This is a genomic window from Streptomyces sp. NPDC039465 (genome assembly GCF_055639315.1).
Window position 1 is genome coordinate 392,527 of the sequence record NZ_JBVKAP010000004.1, and the last position, 17,545, is coordinate 410,071.

Here is a 17,545-nt window from a genome sequence, read left to right on the forward strand (position 1 = left end):
TACGGACTCGTGCCTATGGATCGCACGCGCCACGCGGGGAGGTTCAGAACGAGAACACGCGCGAACCCTGGGACTTGCGTACGCAGTCGTTGGCGAAGACGCGCTCGTACGAGACGCGGCTGCCCTGCCAGACGCCCTCCGCCGTCACGACCACGGGGTTGTACTCCCGTGTGCACACGCCCACCGTGCTCTCGGGCAGCCTGTCGAAGTCACCACGGGACTGGCGGAGTTGCCCGCAGGCACCCTCCGCGTCCGGGTGGCTCCCGGCCGCCGTGGGCTCACAGACGAGGGTCACGGCCCGCTCCACTGTCGTGTCGGCCGCGCTCTCGCCATGGCCCACGGTGAGTACCAGGGCCGAAGGGGCGTAGAGGGAGGCGGGCGTGGGGGCAGGCTGGGCGACGGCGGCGGTCAGCGGCCAGCCAACGGCTGTTGCCGCCAACGTGATCGTCGCTGCCCAGCGTGCGGTGGTTCGCATTGTGTGCATCCTTCCGCTCGAGTGGTGCCTGATCGGTGACCGCGAGTCTTGCGGGAACGTCGCCGAAACACACATCGACCCCATGTGTTTCGGTAACGTTACGTGCTCAATCAGTGGCGAGAAGTGACGCATGGGGAACGGGCGTTCCCAGGATCTGCGTGCGGTAAACGCTTTCCCAGGCCCGAGTTGGCCGGATCCCCCGCTTCGACGAACGGCTTGAACCCCCGGCCTCCCGGGGGTCCCGCGCGGCCCCGGATCCGCCTTGATCGCTTCCCCGGCGACCATGACAGGCTCTTCGCACATGCATGCTGCGAAGTGCTGTGTGATGCGGGGGATGGGCGCGGTGTCGGACCCGCGGGTGGACCTGCACATCACCCTGGCCGGGATGCCGGGCGCGGGCGGCACTCCGCAGTCGATCGCGGACGCCTTCGACCAGGCGGTCGAGCGAGGGAAGCCGTTCGGTACCGGCGAGAAGCAGAAGCACCCGCCGGAGGGCTGCGGCACGGCCTGGGAGATGAGCGTCGTGGCGCGGAACGTCACGGCCTACGACACCGGTCTGGAGGACGGGGAGGACTACGGCGGCCGGTCCTGGGAGTCGGTCACGTGGTACCACGAGAACGAGAAGGTGGACGATGTCCCGCAGCCCAAGTCGGTGCAGCCGCCCGAGCCGCCGGGCAGGAATTCCCGCCGCTGAGTGGAAGGGTCTCTATGCAGTTCAGTGAGCCGGAGCGGCTGTTCAAGCTCTGGAGTTACACGGTGTCGCACAAGGCGTTGCTGCTCCGCAGCGACACCGATGTGAAGCTGGCCCCCGCGCCTCGGATCGAGGTGTATGCCGGCCATGTGGACAGCATCTGCGTCAACGCGCTGATGCGCGGCCTCGAGATCCGTAAGGCGACGGTGGAGGAGACGGCGGAGATCGCGGACCACCATGGCGTGGAGAACGATCCGGCGTCCATGTATCTGCTGATCTCGGGCGGCTGGCGGGGGTTCCTGCTCTCCGGCCGCCCGTCCTGGCGCAAGGCCGTCCGGGAGATCGACGACCCGACTCTCTTCGACTTCTCCCAGCCGTGGCCGCCCGGTCCGGACATGACCTGGGGCGACGTGGACTGAGATGGGGTGTCGGGCGGGGCCGGCGGCCTACCGGAAGTACGCGCCGGCCGCGTCCGTCGTCAGCAGGACGATGACGAGCCCCGAGCCCACGGTCGCGAGCAGGAAGCGCAGCAGGACCAGCGGCCGCAGCCAGGCGGGGAACCCGCCGCTCGCGGCGGCGATGACGGCGCGGGCGTCGATGCGCCGCACGGCCGGGTCGGTGGACTTCCTGAAGGCCGCCTCGGTGTACTGCCGGGCGAAGACCTGGCCCGTGGTGATGAAGCCGACGACGAGCAGGACGACCGGCTCGGCGATCCACGACAGGAGGCGGCCGGTGCCGCTCCCCGTGAGGTTGAGTGCGGCCAGCGCCGTCAGGCACACCCCGATGCCGAGCGCGAGCAGCAGCTCCCAGATCTCCTCCTTGAACCGGATGCCGTGCTGGGCGAGGACGGTGGAGGCGTGGCCCTGTCGGCCCATCTCCGCTTCGGCCGCCCGCTGGGCGTGGCCGCCGTGGATCCAGACCGTGACGGGGATGACGAAGAAGACGGCAGCGAGGAGGAGTTGGAGGGTGATGGCGACGGTGACGGAGAGTGGCATGGCGGGCTCCAGGGTGAGGGTGAGCGTCAAGGGGCTGGCGGGTTGACGGGTCAGCTGGTGGCGAGGAGGGCGAGGACCGTGAGCGAGCCGGCGAAGACGACGGTGTGACGGATGTTCTGCAGGTAGGGCATGACCCAGCGGGGGAAGCCCTTCTCGGCGGCGGTGAGCATGGCCTTGACGTCGATGCGCTGGAGCTCGCTGTCGCCGCTCTTGGCGAAGGCGGCGGTGACGGAGGCCGTGGCGGTGAGGTTGCTGTAGAGGATCACGCAGTTGATCAGCAGGACCAGGGGCTGGAGGTACCACGAGAGGGTCTCGCCCCAGCTGTTGCCGAAGAGGTTGAGGGCGGCCAGCGAGGCCATCGTGGTGGCGATGCCGAGCGGGGCCCAGGTCTCGTGGCCGCCGGCGTCGAGCCGCATGCCGTTCTCGGCCATGACGCTGGTACGGACGCCCTGGCGGCCGAGCTCGTTCTCGACGGCGCTCTGTGCGCGGGCTCCGTAGCGGGCCCGGACGAGCGGGATGCTGATGAAGGCGAGGGCGATCAGGAGCTGGAAGAGGGCGGTGGTGGTGCTGGACATGTCGTCTCCTTCGAGGGGGTCGGGCTTCGCGCCGGGGACTTGCACTAAGTGCAAGTGCAGCTTAGAAGGAGACTTGAACTAAGTGCAAGTCTCTTCCATGAGCTCTTTTGGGCTTCTCTTGCACTTAGTTCAACTATGCTGGGGTCATGGCACAGAACACACTCACCGCGGACCAGATCGTCAGGGCCGCCATCGAGCTCCTGGACGCCGACGGGCTCGACGGCCTCAACATGCGCGCCCTGGGCAACCGGCTGGGCTCGGCCGCCACCGCCGTCTACTGGCACGTCAAGAACAAGGACAACCTGGTCCGGCTGGCCAGTGACGAGGTCTGGAAGGAGGTCGAGCTGCCCGACATCGACGCGCTGGAGTGGCGCGAGGCGGCCACGGCCATGGCGAACAGCATGCACGCGATGATGACCCGCCACCCCTGGCTGCTCCAGGCCCTGGCCGCTCATCTGCTGTACGGCCCGGCCAAGTCACGGGTCGACGAGCACATGATCGGCCTCTACGAGAAGGCGGGCTTCACCGGCACCGAGGCCGACCAGGCCGTCGCCACCGTCTTCACCTTCGTCCTCGGCAACGCCGCGGGCGACGCCGCCACCGTCTCCCTCACCCGCAGGCTCAGCCGCAACGGCGGCGACCCGGAGGCACAGATCCGCGAAACCCTGGCACAGGCCACGGAGATCGCGATGCAGTACCCGAGGCTGCGCGCCCGTATCGAGTCCGCCAGCGGGACCGACTACAACGCCGCGCCCGACAACACCTTCGCGTTCGGTCTCACCGCCATCCTCAACGGCCTTGAGGACCGGCTCGCCGACGGCTGAGCGTCACACGCGGCGGACGTTGCTCCGTCAACGCACCGAGGGCTGGCGGCGAGGAGAAGGACAGATGGAACCGATACGACCGACGGAACCGATACGACCGATGGGGCGGACGAGGCAGATGGAATCGACGGGGGCGATGGGGACGATGGAGCCGAGGGGCGCGGCCGAGGCGAACGACCTGCTCGCGGAGCGCTTCGAGGCCCACCGCAGCCATCTGAAGGCGGTGGCCTACCGCATGCTGGGCTCGCTCAACGAGGCGGACGACGCCGTCCAGGAGGCGTGGCTCCGGCTCAGCCGTGCCGGGACGGACGGCGTCGAGAACCTGGGTGGCTGGCTGACCACGGTCGTCGGCCGGATCTGCCTGGACATGCTGCGCTCCCGTACCTCGCGCCGCGAGGAATCGCTCGACGAGCCGGTACGGCTGCCCGATCCGGTCGTCGGCGCCGGGGACGTGATCGACCCCGAACACGAGGCGCTGCTGGCCGACTCGGTCGGCCTCGCGCTGCTCGTCGTCCTGGACACGCTCGCCCCCGCCGAGCGGCTCGCGTTCGTCCTGCACGACCTCTTCGCCGTCCCCTTCGACGACATCGCGCCCATCGTGGGCCGCACCCCGACCGCCACCCGCCAGCTCGCCAGCCGCGCCCGCCGCCGGGTCCAGGGCGCGGCCCCGGCGCCCGACTGCGACCTCACGCGCCAGCGCGAGATCGTGGACGCCTTCCTCGCCGCCGCCCGCGGCGGCGACTTCGAGGCCCTCGTCGCGGTCCTGGACCCGGACATCGTGGCCCGCTCCGACGGCGGCGCCCTGCGCCCGGCCATGCTGATCCGCGGCGCCGCGGCGGTGGCCGGCCAGGCCATCACCTTCGCCCGCTTCGCCGAGGCGTCCGTACCGGCCCTGGTCAACGGCGCGGCGGGAGTCCTCGCGACGGCGGAGGGCCGTCCGCTCTCGCTCATGGCGTTCACGATCCGCGAGGGAAAGGTCACGGCCCTGGACATCCTCACCGACCCGGACCGTCTGGGCGTCCTCGACCTGGAGCCGTTCACCGGCTGAGCGGGACGAGCGTCGCGCTCGTGCGCCTACTCACCGAGGCGTACGAGCGCGAGCGTGATGTTGTCGGGCCCGCCGGCCCGCATGGCCGCCTTCCACAGCTCGAAGGCGGCCCGGCCGTCGTCGTGCACCCGCAGTACGGCGCCGATCTCCTCGTCCGGCACCGGATCCGTGAGCCCGTCGCTGCACAGGAGCCAGCGGGCGGCGCCGGCGCCCGCCTCCAGGGCCGTGACGTGGGGCGTGACGGCGATGGGCCGCTCGCTGCCGCCCAGCGTCTGCGTCACTGCCGACGTCGTACGCCGCCCCGGTGGCGGCGGCGGGCTGTCGTCCACGCTGACCTGCCGGAACGTATCCCCGGACGCGTCGTACACCCGGCTGTCGCCGACGTTGAACGTCAGCGGCGACCTGCCCCGTACGACCATCCCGGCGACGGTGGTCCCCATCGTGGCCAGCTCCGGCCGGCCCGCCGCGGCCGCGTACAGCTCCTCGTTGCACAGGTCCAGGGCCTCACGTACGGCCTCCGCCCCGTCCAGTGCGGGCCCGAGCGCGGCCAGCTGCCGTACGACCAGCGCACTGGCCACCTCCCCGGCCGGCTGCCCGCCGAGCCCGTCGGCGATCGCCACGACGAGCGGGGTGCCGAGGGGGAAGAGGAGGGTCTGGGGGTTCTCGGTGACGGTGCCGCACAGCGTCCACGGGCCGATGACCAGGCTGTCCTCGTTGTGCTCGCGGACCAGCCCGGCATGGCTCAAGGCAGTCACGGCGATGTACGGCACGTCGGCGACCCGCCTCTCCCAAGGGGCGTCACCCTCATTGTCCCGCGCGGGAGCGGCGTCGGCATGCGGCCCCTGCCGACTGGGAGGACCCTGGTCGTGGGGTGGGGGGCAGTCGTGGAAAGGATGGTCGGCGATGTTCGCAAGGCTGAGCACCTACGAGGGATCACCGGTACCCGCCGAGGGAGACCTGGCCGCCAATTCGGAGGCGATCGTCCAGCAGGTCCAGGAGCTCCCCGGCTTTGTCGGTGTGTACTACCTCGTCGACCGGGCCACCGGAAGGGCCAGGTCGCTGACCCTGTGGCAGGACGAGCAGACCATGCGGGCGAGCGAACAACGCGCCACCGAGATCCGCGAGCAGACCGCGCAACGCGAGGGCCAGCGGATCGTCTCGGTCGAGCGTTTCGAAGTGGCCTTCAGCAATCTGAAGCCCTGACGCAAAGCCCTTCCCCGAATGCGCACTTGTGAGCGCCGTCGCGCCGGTGCTCCGATGGCGACACGGCCCGCGGGGGCGCGGCCGACAGGACCGACCGGGGGGTGAGGGTTCGATGCGCGAGCTGCGGGTCACCTCGTGGAAGCGGCACGGACACGATCGTCTCTACGTCAACCTCCCGGACGGCACCGCCGTCGCGTGGGCCGACCGTACGACCGGGGAGATCACCTTCCTCGACCGCAAGTACGGCGACGCGGCGGTGGACGCCCTGGCCCGGCAGGACCCCGGCCCGCCCCAGTCGGGCCCGACGGCCGCCCCGGTCCCCGATTCCCTCCCGCCCCTCACCCCCGACCACGACCTGGCCGCCGAGCGCCCCGCCACCGGCCTCCTCGGCCGGATCGCGACCCGCCTGCTGAGCCGGAGACCCGGTCGGGCCGCCGAGGCGCGCGTGGGCGCCGAGCTGGACCGGCTGACCAAGAGGGGCTGGCGCGTCCTGCACGCCGTACCGCTGCCCGGCGGCACGGACATCGAGCACCTGCTGATCGGCCCCGGCGGCGTCTTCACCATCCACACCAGGCACCACCCCGAGAAGGCGGTGTGGGTCGGGGACGACACGCTCCGGATCGACGGCGGTGACCCCCAGCCGTACGTCCTCGACCTCCGCGCCGAGGCACACCGTGTCGCCGCGGCCCTGGAACGGCACTGCGGCTTCTCCGTGCCCGTACAGCCGGTACTCGTCTGGGTCGACGTGTCCAAGCTGGACGTCGTCCCCACACAGCTGGAGGTGAGGGTCTATCAGGAACGCGAAGTGGCCTCGCTGGGACCGACGTCGGGCGCCCTCGACGCCGCCCAGGTGGAGCGTGTCCACACCGTGGCCCGCGACCGCCGCTGCTGGCTGACCGCCTGAGCCTCGCCTCGTGCCGCGTCAGCAGCGGGCCAGTGAGCCGCTCTTCAGGGTGGACTTGTCGCTGAACACCCAGCCCTCGGTGCTCGTGCCTTCGATACGGGCGTAGATCCACTTGTTGCCATGGGCGTTGGTGACGTAGCAGTGGTAGAAGATCTTCACGCCGGACTTGACCGCGGTCACGAAGGAGCACTCCGCGTACGGACCGGTGTAGAGGTGGGTGCTCTGGGACACGTAGCCGTATCCGTCGCTGCGGTTCGCGTGAGCCCAGCCGGTGCACGCCGTCGACACCGGGGTGGGCTCCTTCACCGTGGAACTGGGTGTGGCCTTGGGGGAGGCGGGCGCCCCCGCCGTCGGCTTGTCGCTGGTCGTCGCTGTGGGACCCGTCTCCTTGTCCCGGTCCTTGTCCTTGCGGCCGTCCGTCTCCTTCGGGGCAGACGGCTGCGAGGAGGCGCCGGGAGAACCGGCGGGGGCCGGGGTGCTGCTCGCGGGTGAACTGACGCCGGGCGGCGTCGCCTGCCCGCCCGCCGCGGTCGTACCGCCGCCCTGTCCGCCCGTCAGCGCGTAGGTGATCCCACCGCCCGCGGCGAGGAGCGCGACGGCTGCCGCGGCCCCGACGACGGTACGGCTGCGGCGCCGCGCGCGACGGGCTGCGACGCGGCTCGTTTCGACGGCGGCGGCCCCGGCGGGGGCCCCGGGGTGGCCGGTGTACGGAGCCTGCGGATGAGCCGGGTGAGCCGGGTGAGCGGCGTGGGCCGGGGCGGGGCCGAACCCGGGCGGCGGCGTCGGGATCGCGGCCTCGGTCGGCGTACGCAGCGGGGCCTGCGGTGCGAGGGTGACCGTCGCGCCCGCGGCCACCTGCTCCAGCATCGCGCGTGCCTGCTCGGCGGTGGGCCGGCTCTCCGGCTCCTTCGCCATCAGCGCCCGCAGCACGGGCGTGAGGGGACCGGCCTGCCGGGGTTCCGGCAGCGGCTCGGTGACGATCGCCGCCAGGGTGGACCACGCGGACGTACGGCGGAACGGCGAAGCGCCCTCCACCGCCGCGTACAACGTCATACCGAGCGACCAGATGTCCGACGCGGGCCCGGGCTCCCTGCCCTGCGCGCGCTCCGGCGGCAGATAGTCGAGGGAGCCGACGATCTGCCCGCTGCGGGTCAGCTTGTCCATGGCGTCGTCGCCGGAGGCGTCCATGCTGGCGATGCCGAAGTCGGTGAGCACGACCCTCCCCCAGCCTCCGGCCGGGGGGACCCCCATCTCGCTTCGCTCGCCGTGCTCCAGGAGCACGTTCCCCGGCTTGACGTCCCGGTGCAGTACGCCGACGCGGTGCGCGGCGTCGAGCGCGTCCATCAACTTGGCGCCGATCGCGGCCGCTTCGTGCGGCGCGAGCGTGCCGCGCTCCGTGAGCACGTCGTCGAGCGAGGGCCCGTCGACGAGTTCCATGACGATGACCGGCAGGCCCTGCTCCTCGGTCACGTCGTGCACCGTGACCACACCGCTGTGCCGGATCCGCGCGGCGGCCTGCGCCTCCCGCTGCATCCGGACCCGCAGACCGGCGAGTTCGTGCGCGGAGGCGTCGGTGTAGGCCCGCAGGACCTTGACGGCGACTTCCCTGTTGAGCAGTTCGTCGACGGCCCGGGCGACCACACCCATGCCACCGCGCCCGATCATCGAGGTCACGCGGTAGCGCCCCCCGAGCAGCTTGCCTATGAGGTCTCCGCCATTGGCTTCCCCCGTCGTCACCGCACGCTCCGTTCCACCGCTTCGTCCTTGTCCGTCTCGCGGCCCAAGGGTAGAGGCAGGGGGCCGGCACGGAGCGCTCAGGCCGCCGCCCGGTCGTCCACCAGCGGACGGCGTCGCCGCGCGGGGTCGGTGAGGTACGGCGGGCGCCAGGCGCCGTCGGGGTGGTAGAGGTTCGTGCCGGGCGGGACAATCTCGTCGATCCGGTCGAGAGCGGCGTCGTCGAGGACGAGCGCGGCCCCCTTGAGCGCGTCCTGGAGCTGCTGGAGCGTGCGCGGCCCGATGATGACCGAGGTCACGGCCGGGTGTGTGAGCGGAAAGGCCACCGCCAACTCGGGGAGCGTGCAGCCGAGTCGGTCGGCCACGCCCACCAGCTCCTCCACGGCGTCGAGCTTGCGCGCGTTCTCCGGCAGCGTGGGGTCGAAGCGAGCCGGGGTGAGCGCGGCCCGCCCGCTGCCGAGGTCGATGGACCGGCCCTTGCGGTAGCGGCCGGTGAGGAAGCCGGAGGCGAGCGGGCTCCAGGTCAGCGCGCCCATGCCGAGCCGCTGAACCACGGGCAGGACGCTCGCCTCGACCCCGCGCGCCAGCAGCGAGTAGGGCGGCTGCTCGGTGCGGAACCGCTGGAGCCCCCGCCGCTCGGCCACATGATGGGCCTCGACGATCTCCTCGGCGGGAAAGGTCGAGCATCCGAACGCGCGGATCTTGCCCGCACGCACCAGATCGCCGAGCGCGGACAGAGTCTCCTCGACATCGGTCGTGTGATCCGGCCGGTGCACTTGATACAGGTCGATCCAGTCGGTACGAAGCCGCCGGAGGCTCTCCTCCACCTCCCGTACGATCCAGCGCCGCGAATTGCCCCCGCGGTTGCGCCCCTCACCCATCGGGAAGTGCACCTTGGTGGCGAGCACGACATCGTCCCTGCGCCCCTGCAGCGCCTTGCCCACGATCTCCTCGGACTCGCCCGCGGAGTACATGTCGGCGGTGTCCACGAAGTTGATGCCCTGGTCGAGGGCGGCATGGATGATCCGTACGCAGTCGTCGTGGTCGGGGTTGCCGACGGAGCCGAACATCATGGTCCCGAGGCAGTACGTACTCACTTCGATGCCTGTCCCGCCGAGAACGCGGTAACGCATTGCCGAACCCCCCGATGGCATGGGCCGGGTGGTGCCCCCGCCCTGGTGCCCGGGACTCTACGATCTAGAGTCCGCTCTAACGCAAGCGAGGCGGAGCGACTGCTTATTGGTTTGCCGCCGGCCAGTGCGGCCGGATAAGAAGCTCGCATGCTAAGAGGCGGCAAGGTAGGGCTCAGGGCCCGGTACGAGGACGACATCCCGATCCTGCGGACCGAGCTCTACGACGACGTGGCGAACGCCTCGCGGGCCGAGAGCGGGCCGTGGCGGCCGATCACGCCCGGCTCGAAGGATCCGCGGCTCGTCGTGGACGACACGAACCAGGGGAGCGTCCAGTTCTCCGTGGTGGAGCTGGCGGGCGACACCCTCGTCGGCACCGCGACGCTGTGGGGCATCGACACCCACAACCGGGCCGCGCACATCGGCCTTGGACTGCTGCCGTCCTGCCGCGGCAAGGGCTACGGCACCGACGTGGTCGCGGTGCTGTGCCACTACGGTTTCACCGTGCGCGGCCTGCAGCGGCTGCAGATCGAGACACTCTCGGACAACACCGCGATGCTGCGCTCCGCCGAACGCAACGGCTTCGTCCGCGAGGGCGTGATGCGCTCCTCGGCCTGGGTGATGGGCGGGTTCATGGACGAGGTGCTGCTCGGTCTCCTCGCCCAGGACTGGAAGCCGGACGCGAAGGTGTAGGTCGCCGTCCGGTTGCGGCCAGTCAGCCGCGCTCAGCCTCCTCGGCCTCCATACGTCTGATCCCCTGGTGGGTCAGGGAGACCATCGCGGGTGTGTTGCCCGGTTCCCAGTCGACGGTGATCAGGCCCTCGCCGGCCAGGTAGGTGCAGGCGGCGGCCAGGTCTTCCTCCGGGATGCGTAGGTCGTTCCGCAGCTTGCGCCCGGGGACCCCGAGGAGACGGTTGCCTTCGCTGGCTTCGTAGAGGGCGGTCAGGACCCGTTCGCGGTAGACCTGACGCTCGCGGAGGGTCGCCATGATCGAGTCCTTTCGTTCCTGTGAGGGTCGCTCCTCAGACTTCGTCGTCGTGGATGCCGGTGCCGGCGGACGGTCTGCTGGTGGTGAGCCAGGAGCGGGCGGGTTCCGCGGCGGATTCGGTGTCCACGGTGAGGTGGAGCCGCGTTCCGCCTTCGGGAACGGGATAGCTGCGCTGCTCCGCCCCGTCGAAGGAGCGGCGGATGACTTCGGCGACCGCGCGGGCGGCGTCGGGGGTGGCGGCGACGATACGGATCTCGGCGTGTCCTGCCTGCGGCAGGGTGGCGTGCTCGGTGGCGTACAAGGCGGTGGTCCCTTCAGGGGACGAGCGAGAGGCCGGCGGGTGGGTTGTCCCGGGTGTCGGGTGCCCCACCCGCCGCCTTCGGTCGGAGGAATGGTCTGGGGTCAGGGCCAGGTGCCCGTGAGCCTGCGGCTGGGGGTCCGCCCTGACGGCCTGTGGGGGCTGTGGCCGGGTGGCCGGCTGATCGCCGGGAAGGGGTCGCTGAAGTGGTAGGCCGCGATGCGTGCGTCGTGCTGGGCGTTGAGCCGGTGGATCAGGCGTATGCCGAGCGCGATCAGAAGGGCGCCTGCCGCGAGCGTGATCACGGTCTCCATGGCGTCATCTCCGCATGTTCCCCGGCAAAGGGATCATCCGCGCGCCGACGACCGGGTGCCGGGCGACCGGATGGGTGACCGGGTGCCGGAGGGGCGGCGGGGCGGACCCACCGTCGGTCTCCCAGGCGTCCTCGCTGCTCGGGGCCTCCCGCATACGGCGGCCGGTCGCGGCTTCGTCGGAGATCAGCACACCGGCGGTGAGGACGCTGCCGGGGATCGCGGCGGCGGCCATGAGCCGGGCGGCTGCGGCGGGTTCGGTCTCGGGCGGGATCACCAGCAGGTCGCAGCGGCCGATGGTGTAGGAGAGCAGGATCATCTTGTCGGGATCCTGTTCGGTGAACCAGCCCACGTGCACGGTGTGCCCGGTGACGGGAACCTTGTGCGGGACGACGGGCCAACGGGTGGGGTTCACCGTGACGCGCGTGATGCGTCCGAAGCGGCCCTCCATCGCGTCGACCAGGGGTGGCAGCTCAGCCGCGAGATCGCGTGAGTACGGCCACCAGGCGCCGTCCAACTGGCCGGCGAGGGTGGTCTTCGGTGTCAGCGCCAGGCGCGCCGAAAGCGGGGGTGCGATGGTGGTCATGATCGCGGACCCGTCTCCGGGCCGCCCTGCGGGGCGGCCCAGTGTCTTGATCGCCGGAAACGACGTCCGCGTGGGAGCGGGTGTTCGACTTACTCCCGGTACTTTCAGCGTACTCCGCCCCCTGGCCGGACGAGGGGTTTCTGACCAGCGGATTTTCGGCCCGGAACACCCGCCCGGCCGATGCTCGCGGGCGTGATCGCAGGCGCGCGGAGTACCGTGAGACCACGGCGGTATCTCGTCGGCCATGAGGTGCCGGCGGCCCCGCACAGGCAGGCGAACCACCATGGCCGAATCTGACACCCCCACCCCTCGGAAGCTCCTCCCGGACGAGATCCACCGAGCGGTGAAGCCCGGCACGGCGGTGCTCCGGCTGCAGACGACGCACTCCCGCGAAGGCGTCCTGGACGGCGCGTGGTGGCCCCGCTCCCGTGACGTCGTGTCCGAGCTGCCCGCCCTGATCGAGGCGCTCACCGCACACCTCGGCCCCATCACGAGGGTCGGCCTGGACACCGCCGCCTGGGAGGAGGTCCCGACGCGTGTGGTCGTCGACGACCGTGTCGTGCACCTCGACTCCTTCCCCGTCGGCGACGACACCGTCCTCATCACCCGTGGCGACAACGATCACTTCGCCCTGTTGGTCGTCCCGCCGCACACCACGGCGGATACGGCCCGCGCGGCGATGGCCCGGGCGGTCGATGCCGAAAACGTCAGTCAGGCCGCCGAGATCCTGGTCGCCACGCTTCCCGAACCGGTAACCGACGATGAGGAGTTGGGATGATCCAGATGGCTGACATCCGTGAGTGGCGAACCCACGACGTGGTGGACACCCGGGGCCGCCGAATCGGAGAGCTGGAGGCGATCTACGTCGACACCAGCACCGACGAGCCGTCCATGGCCACGATCCGGATCGGCCTGCCCACCCGCTACCGTCTGGTGTTCGTCCCCCTGGAAGGTGCGACGGTGGGGCCGGGCTATGTGAAGGTCGCCCACGACAAGGCGCTGGTGAAGCAGTGCCCTTCGATCGGCACCGACGACGTACTTCCCGCCGGGGACGAGGAAGCGGTCTTCGGACACTACGGCCTCGCCTACACCCCCGGGGCGAACGGTGAACGGCAGCTGGCCCGCCGCTGAGCCGCCCGCACCACCGAGGACACGACCGAGGCGGCGGACCTCTTGTCGCTCTTCCTGGCCCTGATCATCGTCGCGATCGTGCTGGGCATCATCGGCGCCGTCGTCGACGGACTCCTCTTCCTTCTGTTCATCGGCATCGCGGTGCTCGTGTCAGCCCTCGTCCACGCCGCGATACCCATGCGCCTCGCCGGCCGCCGACGCCCGCTTCGGTGACCCGGGCCACCGGGGGAGCTGGTCGGGACAGTCCCCTCAGTCCGAGGCCGGCGGAGAGGACGATCCGGCGGCGCGGCGGTACTCGGCGTTGATGCGCTGGGCTTCTTCGAGCTGGTCTTCGAGGACGATGATGCGGCAGGCGGCCTCGATGGGGGTGCCCTGGTCGACGAGCTCTCGGGCGCGGGCGGCGATGCGCAGCTGGTAGCGGGAGTAGCGGCGGTGGCCGCCCGCGGAGCGGAGCGGGGTGATCAGACGCGCTTCGCCGAGGGCGCGCAGGAAACTCTGACTGGTGCCGATCATCTCGGCGGCCCGGCCCATCGTGTAGGCGGGGTAGTCGTCGTCATCGAGCCGGTTGAACGAGTCGTCTGCTGTCATTGCACCTCTCATGTGGAACGCGTGGAGGGGCCCTGGTGCCGTACGGCACCAGGGCCCCGAAGGAACTACTACACCATCTGCCGGCCCTGCTACTGCGCCGGCCCTCTGTTTCCGCCGACCCGACCGTGATGCCGTCGGGTGTGCGGGGATCGCGGTTGCTTGACCGGAGACCACCTCACTATCGGATGTCCTGCGGTACCCGGGCTCACTGCCACCCGGGCGATCCTGATGGCGCTCGGCTCCTCCGTTCTTCCCTCGGTGATCAACTACTTGCCAAACGCGGAACTGCGTACTGCTGGTACTGCTGGTACTGCGAACTGCTCATGGCGGCCCCTGATCACTGCGGGCCACCCAGTGCGGTCGTCAGTCCCGTCGCCGTCCTGCGACAACCGTGGCTTCGAAACTCCACCACCGCACCGTCCTGCGAACTGCAACTACGTGTACTGCATGTACTGCGGGTACTGCTTCCCGGCAGTTCGTCTCTGCCAGGCCCTCTTGTCTCTCTGGGCTACGAGAAAAACCATACCCACGCCACCACCCAATGTCTACCCCGGCCGACATAGATTTTCGGGCGCCCTGAGGGGAGATAGATCTTCACGATCGGTCCAGGGGGGAAGAGCAGCCGGGCGGGACGGCCGGTGAATAGAATCGGCTCTCATGTCGAAGCCTGACGAACTGCTCGTTGACGTCGCGGCCTTGGTGGAGTCCGGGCAGAGCAATCAGATGTCCCTGACCGTGGTCACCGGTGGGGCCGTCATCACCGGCCGGCTGGCTCCCGAAGCCGTATGGAGGCAGCGGGTGTCGGAGGTCCTGACCGACTCGGCCCGATTGGGTGAGTTCTCCGCCATCTTCGCCGCCACGACACGCGGGGAGGGGCCGCCCACGCATCTGCACTTCCACCTGGCCCGCATCCTTCAGGGCACGGTGGGGATCCCGGATACGGGCGGGATGTATCGCGTCTCGATCGCGGAGGTCAGCGCCTGGACCATGGGCGACTTCAGCTACTCCGACCACTGACCCGGCGCCACGCGGAGAATCCGCCGGTACGCGGGAGGGCCCGACCAGCGCGCGCTGGTCGGGCCCTCCTCGCTCTTCTGGCGGCGGCTCACGCCGGTCCCGTCGGTCAGACGGTTCAGGCAGTTCAGGCAGGGACGAGGGCGCTCGTAGCGCTGCGGGGCGAGGTGAACGGCCCGCGGTCGCCGAGGACGTCGCGCAGCCGGATGCGGTCCGTGTACGTGGTGCCGTCGCGGACGGCGGCCAGCTGGGCCTGGGTGACCAGCTGGGTGCACAGGCCGTCGTCGTCGCAGATGAGCAGATGTCCTGCGCGGGCACTGGCCATGACGGACAGGGCCACTTCAACGGTCATGTCGTCGCAGACCTGCGGTGCCTCGGTGTCCGTGGCGTTGGCCGCCGTCCTGAGCGCGGGGGTGGCACTCGCCGAGCGGGGCTGCATCTGGACCAGCGTCAAAACGTGCCTCCTGCGGAGATGGGTCAGATTCCTGGTCACGTGCTGCTCAGGCCGCCGCGTCAAAGGCGGGCCGCCGTACGCTCACGCGCCGGGCTGCCGAAGCGGGACGGCGCCGACCGCGGGATGCCGCGCTCCGCTTACGCCGCTCGGGCGCCGGCGCGGTGATGGTGACGGGGACGCCGGAGGGGGCCTGGGCGCCGGTGATCCGGTTGAGTACCTCTTCGCCGGAGCGGACCTGGGTGGTCTGGGGGACGATGCCGGCGGCGGCCATGAGGCGGGTCATGTCGCGGCGCTGGTTGGGGGTGACCAGGGTGACGACACGGCCGGACTCGCCGGCCCGCGCGGTGCGGCCGCCGCGGTGGAGGTAGTCCTTGTGGTCGGTCGGCGGGTCCACGTTGACGACGAGGTCGAGGTTGTCGACGTGAATGCCGCGGGCGGCGACGTTCGTCGCGACCAGGACGGTGACGTGCCCGGTCTTGAACTGGGTCAGGGTGCGGGTGCGCTGCGGCTGTGACTTCCCGCCGTGCAGGGCGGCTGCCCGTACGCCGCTGTTGAGGAGGTCCTGGGTGAGGCGGTCCACGGCGTGCTTGGTGTCGAGGAACATGATGACGCGGCTGTCGCGGGCAGCGATCTCGGTGGTGGTGGCGTGCTTGTCGGCGCCGTTCACGTGCAGGACGTGGTGTTCCATCGTGGTGACCGCACCCTGGGACGGGTCGACGGAGTGGACGACGGGGTCCGTGAGGTAGCGGCGGACCAGGAGGTCGACGTTACGGTCCAGGGTCGCGGAGAACAGCATGCGCTGGCCCTCGGGGCGGACCTGGTCCAGGAGGGCGGTGACCTGGGGCATGAAGCCCATGTCGGCCATCTGGTCGGCCTCGTCCAGGACGGTGATCGCGACCTGGTTCAGGCGGCAGTCGCCCCGGTCGATGAGGTCCTTGAGACGGCCGGGGGTGGCGACGACGACTTCGGCGCCGCTGCGCAGGGCGCCGGCCTGGCGCCCGATCGGCATGCCGCCGACCACGGTCGCCAGGCGGAGCTTGACGGCGCGGGCGTAGGGAGTGAGGGCGTCGGTCACCTGCTGGGCGAGCTCCCTGGTGGGGACCAGAACCAGCGCGAGCGGCTGACGGGGCTCGGCGCGCTGCCCGGCGGTGCGGGCCAGGAGGGCCAGGCCGAAGGCGAGGGTCTTGCCGGAGCCGGTACGGCCGCGTCCCAGCACGTCACGGCCCGCCAGAGAGTTCGGCAGGGTCGCGCCCTGGATCGGGAACGGCACGGACAGGCCCTGCGCGGTGAGCGCGGCCAGGAGCTCGGCGGGCATGTCGAGGGCCGCGAACGCCTCGACGGCGGGCAGCGCCGGAGTGATCGTCTTCGGCAGGGCGAACTCGCTCTGACCTGCGGCGGATCGACGGCCGCGGCCGCCCGACCGGCTGGGGACGGACGAACCGAAGCGGCTGCCCCGAGCCGGAGCTGCGGCGGAGCCGAAAGCGGGGCCGCCGGTGCGGCGGCGGGTGCGGGAGGAGCGGTCGTTCGTACGTGTGGGGTTCATGCAGAACCTTCCTTGATACGGCGCGTACCAAAGGAATTCCCACAGCGAAAGAGCGCGGGGAATCACAAGAACGGGCCGAATGAAATGCGAAAGTGAAATGGGTGATGCCGGCGGACGTGAAATCCGGTACATCGACCTGGATACGGCTCCGAGGAGCTGTGTCACCGGGAATTCTGATTCCGCAGGTGGAACCACCGCGAAAAATACGTGCAGCTGGGGCCCGCACCCCGAGGGATGCGGGCCCCAGCTACGAAATACGCGTCAGCGTCAGGCGGGAACGATGTTCTCGGCCGTCGGGCCCTTCTGGCCCTGCGCGATGTCGAAGGTGACCTTCTGGCCTTCGAGCAGCTCACGGAAGCCCTGGGAGGCTATGTTCGAGAAGTGGGCGAACACGTCGGGCCCGCCACCGTCCTGCTCGATGAAGCCGAAACCCTTGGCCGCGTTGAACCACTTCACGGTGCCAGATGCCATGTCAAATCTCCTTTGGGGCAGTACACCAGCGTCCGCACTGCACGAACGCCGTGTCGCCGCGATGATGCCCCGCCCGGAAAATGACCGGAAGAATTTTGGGAACCACGACTGCAACTGGGACCGACAGTAGCACGCCGAAGTGGCCTGTGTGGGTAAAATAATTCCACTCCGCGCGCTGCGACAAAAACTCTCCCAGCGGGGCCCGTTAAACTCTCAGCCCGCGGGCACAGATATTTTCGGATCTGCCGCGCCACGGTGGAGGTGGCGCTCTTGGAATCAGGCGATGCCTGGCCGACGACGCGGGGAATCGCGGCGACCGATGAGGAACCAGAGCAGGCTCCCGAGGAATGGGGCCATGAAGACGAAAACGACCCAGATCAGCTTCATCCCCCCGGTGACGTCAGACCTGACGATGCTGAGCAGAGCGCCGAAGAACGCCGCGAGACAGCCCGCGACCACAGCAGCTGCTGCGCAGGCGATCAGGATGTCGCCCGTAGGGGCAAGGGCCATCTGGTGTGTGAGCTGAGCCTGCATGGTTCTCTCCTCTTGCTGGTGGGGGTCTCAGAGTTCGCCGGTCGGGCT

At 70.2% G+C, this 17,545-nt stretch carries 25 protein-coding genes and 1 pseudogene; 11 read left to right on the forward strand and 15 right to left on the reverse strand.

From position 1 onward, the window contains the following. Window positions 1-43 precede the first annotated feature (43 nt). Window positions 44-475, reverse strand: coding sequence for a subtilase-type protease inhibitor (locus ACZ7LT_RS16285; RefSeq protein ID WP_471236696.1), 432 nt, complete (start codon window positions 473-475; stop codon window positions 44-46). Between the two features lie 301 nt (window positions 476-776). Here ACZ7LT_RS16285 and ACZ7LT_RS16290 point away from each other — a divergent pair, with 301 nt between their 5' ends. Together ACZ7LT_RS16290 and ACZ7LT_RS16295 are read left to right on the forward strand one after the other, a co-directional pair. Then, window positions 777-1,169, forward strand: a complete 393-nt coding sequence (locus ACZ7LT_RS16290; protein ID WP_471236697.1) for a hypothetical protein — start codon at window positions 777-779, stop codon at window positions 1,167-1,169. Between the two features lie 14 nt (window positions 1,170-1,183). Beyond that, a complete protein-coding gene (locus tag ACZ7LT_RS16295) occupies window positions 1,184-1,585 on the forward strand; it encodes a hypothetical protein (RefSeq protein ID WP_471236698.1) in 402 nt (133 codons plus the stop codon). 27 nt (window positions 1,586-1,612) lie between these two features. Here the strand turns inward: ACZ7LT_RS16295 and ACZ7LT_RS16300 are convergent, their stop codons facing one another. Beyond that, entirely contained in the window at window positions 1,613-2,161 is a 549-nt protein-coding gene (locus ACZ7LT_RS16300; RefSeq protein WP_471236699.1) for a hypothetical protein, read from the reverse strand. Window positions 2,162-2,211: 50 nt separating this feature from the next. Then, window positions 2,212-2,736 (reverse strand): hypothetical protein, encoded by a 525-nt coding sequence (locus tag ACZ7LT_RS16305; RefSeq protein ID WP_471236700.1) that lies wholly within the window; start codon window positions 2,734-2,736, stop codon window positions 2,212-2,214. Window positions 2,737-2,882: 146 nt separating this feature from the next. On the opposite strand from ACZ7LT_RS16305, the gene ACZ7LT_RS16310 reads away from it, so the two are divergent. Together ACZ7LT_RS16310 and ACZ7LT_RS16315 are read left to right on the forward strand one after the other, a co-directional pair. Next, window positions 2,883-3,560 (forward strand): TetR/AcrR family transcriptional regulator, encoded by a 678-nt coding sequence (locus tag ACZ7LT_RS16310; protein ID WP_471236701.1) that lies wholly within the window; start codon window positions 2,883-2,885, stop codon window positions 3,558-3,560. A gap of 145 nt (window positions 3,561-3,705) precedes the next feature. Then, complete coding sequence (locus tag ACZ7LT_RS16315) at window positions 3,706-4,608, forward strand: sigma-70 family RNA polymerase sigma factor (RefSeq protein ID WP_471236981.1); 903 nt, start codon at window positions 3,706-3,708, stop codon at window positions 4,606-4,608. A gap of 26 nt (window positions 4,609-4,634) precedes the next feature. On the opposite strand, the gene ACZ7LT_RS16320 is transcribed toward ACZ7LT_RS16315, so the two are convergent. Further along, window positions 4,635-5,378, reverse strand: a complete 744-nt coding sequence (locus ACZ7LT_RS16320; protein ID WP_471236702.1) for a PP2C family protein-serine/threonine phosphatase — start codon at window positions 5,376-5,378, stop codon at window positions 4,635-4,637. A 133-nt stretch (window positions 5,379-5,511) separates the two neighbouring features. Here ACZ7LT_RS16320 and ACZ7LT_RS16325 point away from each other — a divergent pair, with 133 nt between their 5' ends. Together ACZ7LT_RS16325 and ACZ7LT_RS16330 are read left to right on the forward strand one after the other, a co-directional pair. Continuing rightward, window positions 5,512-5,811, forward strand: a complete 300-nt coding sequence (locus ACZ7LT_RS16325; protein WP_471236703.1) for a hypothetical protein — start codon at window positions 5,512-5,514, stop codon at window positions 5,809-5,811. 112 nt (window positions 5,812-5,923) lie between these two features. Continuing rightward, window positions 5,924-6,715 carry a nuclease-related domain-containing protein gene (locus ACZ7LT_RS16330; RefSeq protein ID WP_471236704.1) on the forward strand — a complete coding sequence of 264 codons (792 nt, stop codon included), beginning with the start codon at window positions 5,924-5,926 and terminating at the stop codon, window positions 6,713-6,715. 18 nt (window positions 6,716-6,733) lie between these two features. Here the strand turns inward: ACZ7LT_RS16330 and ACZ7LT_RS16335 are convergent, their stop codons facing one another. Both ACZ7LT_RS16335 and ACZ7LT_RS16340 read right to left on the reverse strand, forming a co-directional pair. Further along, entirely contained in the window at window positions 6,734-8,452 is a 1,719-nt protein-coding gene (locus ACZ7LT_RS16335; RefSeq protein ID WP_471236705.1) for a serine/threonine-protein kinase, read from the reverse strand. Window positions 8,453-8,529: 77 nt separating this feature from the next. Continuing rightward, window positions 8,530-9,582, reverse strand: a complete 1,053-nt coding sequence (locus tag ACZ7LT_RS16340; RefSeq protein ID WP_471236706.1) for an aldo/keto reductase — start codon at window positions 9,580-9,582, stop codon at window positions 8,530-8,532. A 147-nt stretch (window positions 9,583-9,729) separates the two neighbouring features. Between ACZ7LT_RS16340 and ACZ7LT_RS16345 the strand changes: the two genes are divergently transcribed. Next, window positions 9,730-10,272, forward strand: coding sequence for a GNAT family N-acetyltransferase (locus ACZ7LT_RS16345; protein ID WP_471236707.1), 543 nt, complete (start codon window positions 9,730-9,732; stop codon window positions 10,270-10,272). Between the two features lie 22 nt (window positions 10,273-10,294). On the opposite strand, the gene ACZ7LT_RS16350 is transcribed toward ACZ7LT_RS16345, so the two are convergent. The 4 genes from ACZ7LT_RS16350 to ACZ7LT_RS16365 form a co-directional block, all read right to left on the reverse strand. Next, window positions 10,295-10,567, reverse strand: coding sequence for a hypothetical protein (locus tag ACZ7LT_RS16350; protein ID WP_471236708.1), 273 nt, complete (start codon window positions 10,565-10,567; stop codon window positions 10,295-10,297). A gap of 34 nt (window positions 10,568-10,601) precedes the next feature. Further along, complete coding sequence (locus ACZ7LT_RS16355; RefSeq protein WP_471236709.1) at window positions 10,602-10,868, reverse strand: hypothetical protein; 267 nt, start codon at window positions 10,866-10,868, stop codon at window positions 10,602-10,604. Between the two features lie 101 nt (window positions 10,869-10,969). Continuing rightward, a complete protein-coding gene (locus tag ACZ7LT_RS16360; RefSeq protein ID WP_471236710.1) occupies window positions 10,970-11,179 on the reverse strand; it encodes a hypothetical protein in 210 nt (69 codons plus the stop codon). 4 nt (window positions 11,180-11,183) lie between these two features. Continuing rightward, window positions 11,184-11,762: a DUF5994 family protein gene (locus ACZ7LT_RS16365; protein ID WP_471236711.1), complete on the reverse strand. Its 579-nt coding sequence runs from the start codon at window positions 11,760-11,762 to the stop codon at window positions 11,184-11,186. Between the two features lie 283 nt (window positions 11,763-12,045). Here ACZ7LT_RS16365 and ACZ7LT_RS16370 point away from each other — a divergent pair, with 283 nt between their 5' ends. From ACZ7LT_RS16370 to ACZ7LT_RS16380, 3 genes are read left to right on the forward strand one after another with little or no spacing between them, the layout of a single operon-like run. Further along, the gene (locus ACZ7LT_RS16370; RefSeq protein ID WP_471236712.1) at window positions 12,046-12,540 is read left to right on the forward strand and encodes a DUF5994 family protein; all 495 of its coding nucleotides are present in this window, start codon (window positions 12,046-12,048) and stop codon (window positions 12,538-12,540) included. Next, entirely contained in the window at window positions 12,537-12,893 is a 357-nt protein-coding gene (locus ACZ7LT_RS16375; protein WP_471236713.1) for a PRC-barrel domain-containing protein, read from the forward strand. Before ACZ7LT_RS16370 ends, ACZ7LT_RS16375 begins: the two co-directional genes overlap by 4 nt. 42 nt (window positions 12,894-12,935) lie before the next feature. Continuing rightward, window positions 12,936-13,106, forward strand: a complete 171-nt coding sequence (locus ACZ7LT_RS16380) for a hypothetical protein (protein ID WP_471236714.1) — start codon at window positions 12,936-12,938, stop codon at window positions 13,104-13,106. A 36-nt stretch (window positions 13,107-13,142) separates the two neighbouring features. Here ACZ7LT_RS16380 and ACZ7LT_RS16385 read toward each other — a convergent pair whose 3' ends face one another. Beyond that, a complete protein-coding gene (locus ACZ7LT_RS16385) occupies window positions 13,143-13,481 on the reverse strand; it encodes a helix-turn-helix domain-containing protein (protein ID WP_471236715.1) in 339 nt (112 codons plus the stop codon). A gap of 657 nt (window positions 13,482-14,138) precedes the next feature. Here ACZ7LT_RS16385 and ACZ7LT_RS16390 point away from each other — a divergent pair. Next, window positions 14,139-14,498: a hypothetical protein gene (locus tag ACZ7LT_RS16390; protein WP_471236716.1), complete on the forward strand. Its 360-nt coding sequence runs from the start codon at window positions 14,139-14,141 to the stop codon at window positions 14,496-14,498. A gap of 157 nt (window positions 14,499-14,655) precedes the next feature. Here the strand turns inward: ACZ7LT_RS16390 and ACZ7LT_RS16395 are convergent. The 4 genes and pseudogenes from ACZ7LT_RS16395 to ACZ7LT_RS16410 all read right to left on the reverse strand — a co-directional run. Then, a pseudogene (locus ACZ7LT_RS16395) lies at window positions 14,656-14,949 on the reverse strand (CBS domain-containing protein); the annotation flags it as partial. Between the two features lie 46 nt (window positions 14,950-14,995). After that, on the reverse strand, window positions 14,996-16,492 hold the full coding sequence (locus tag ACZ7LT_RS16400; protein ID WP_471236717.1) for a DEAD/DEAH box helicase: 1,497 nt from the start codon (window positions 16,490-16,492) through the stop codon (window positions 14,996-14,998). A gap of 267 nt (window positions 16,493-16,759) precedes the next feature. Further along, on the reverse strand, window positions 16,760-16,963 hold the full coding sequence (locus tag ACZ7LT_RS16405) for a cold-shock protein (RefSeq protein WP_471236718.1): 204 nt from the start codon (window positions 16,961-16,963) through the stop codon (window positions 16,760-16,762). A 276-nt stretch (window positions 16,964-17,239) separates the two neighbouring features. Then, entirely contained in the window at window positions 17,240-17,497 is a 258-nt protein-coding gene (locus ACZ7LT_RS16410) for a PLD nuclease N-terminal domain-containing protein (protein ID WP_471236719.1), read from the reverse strand. Window positions 17,498-17,545 lie beyond the last annotated feature (48 nt).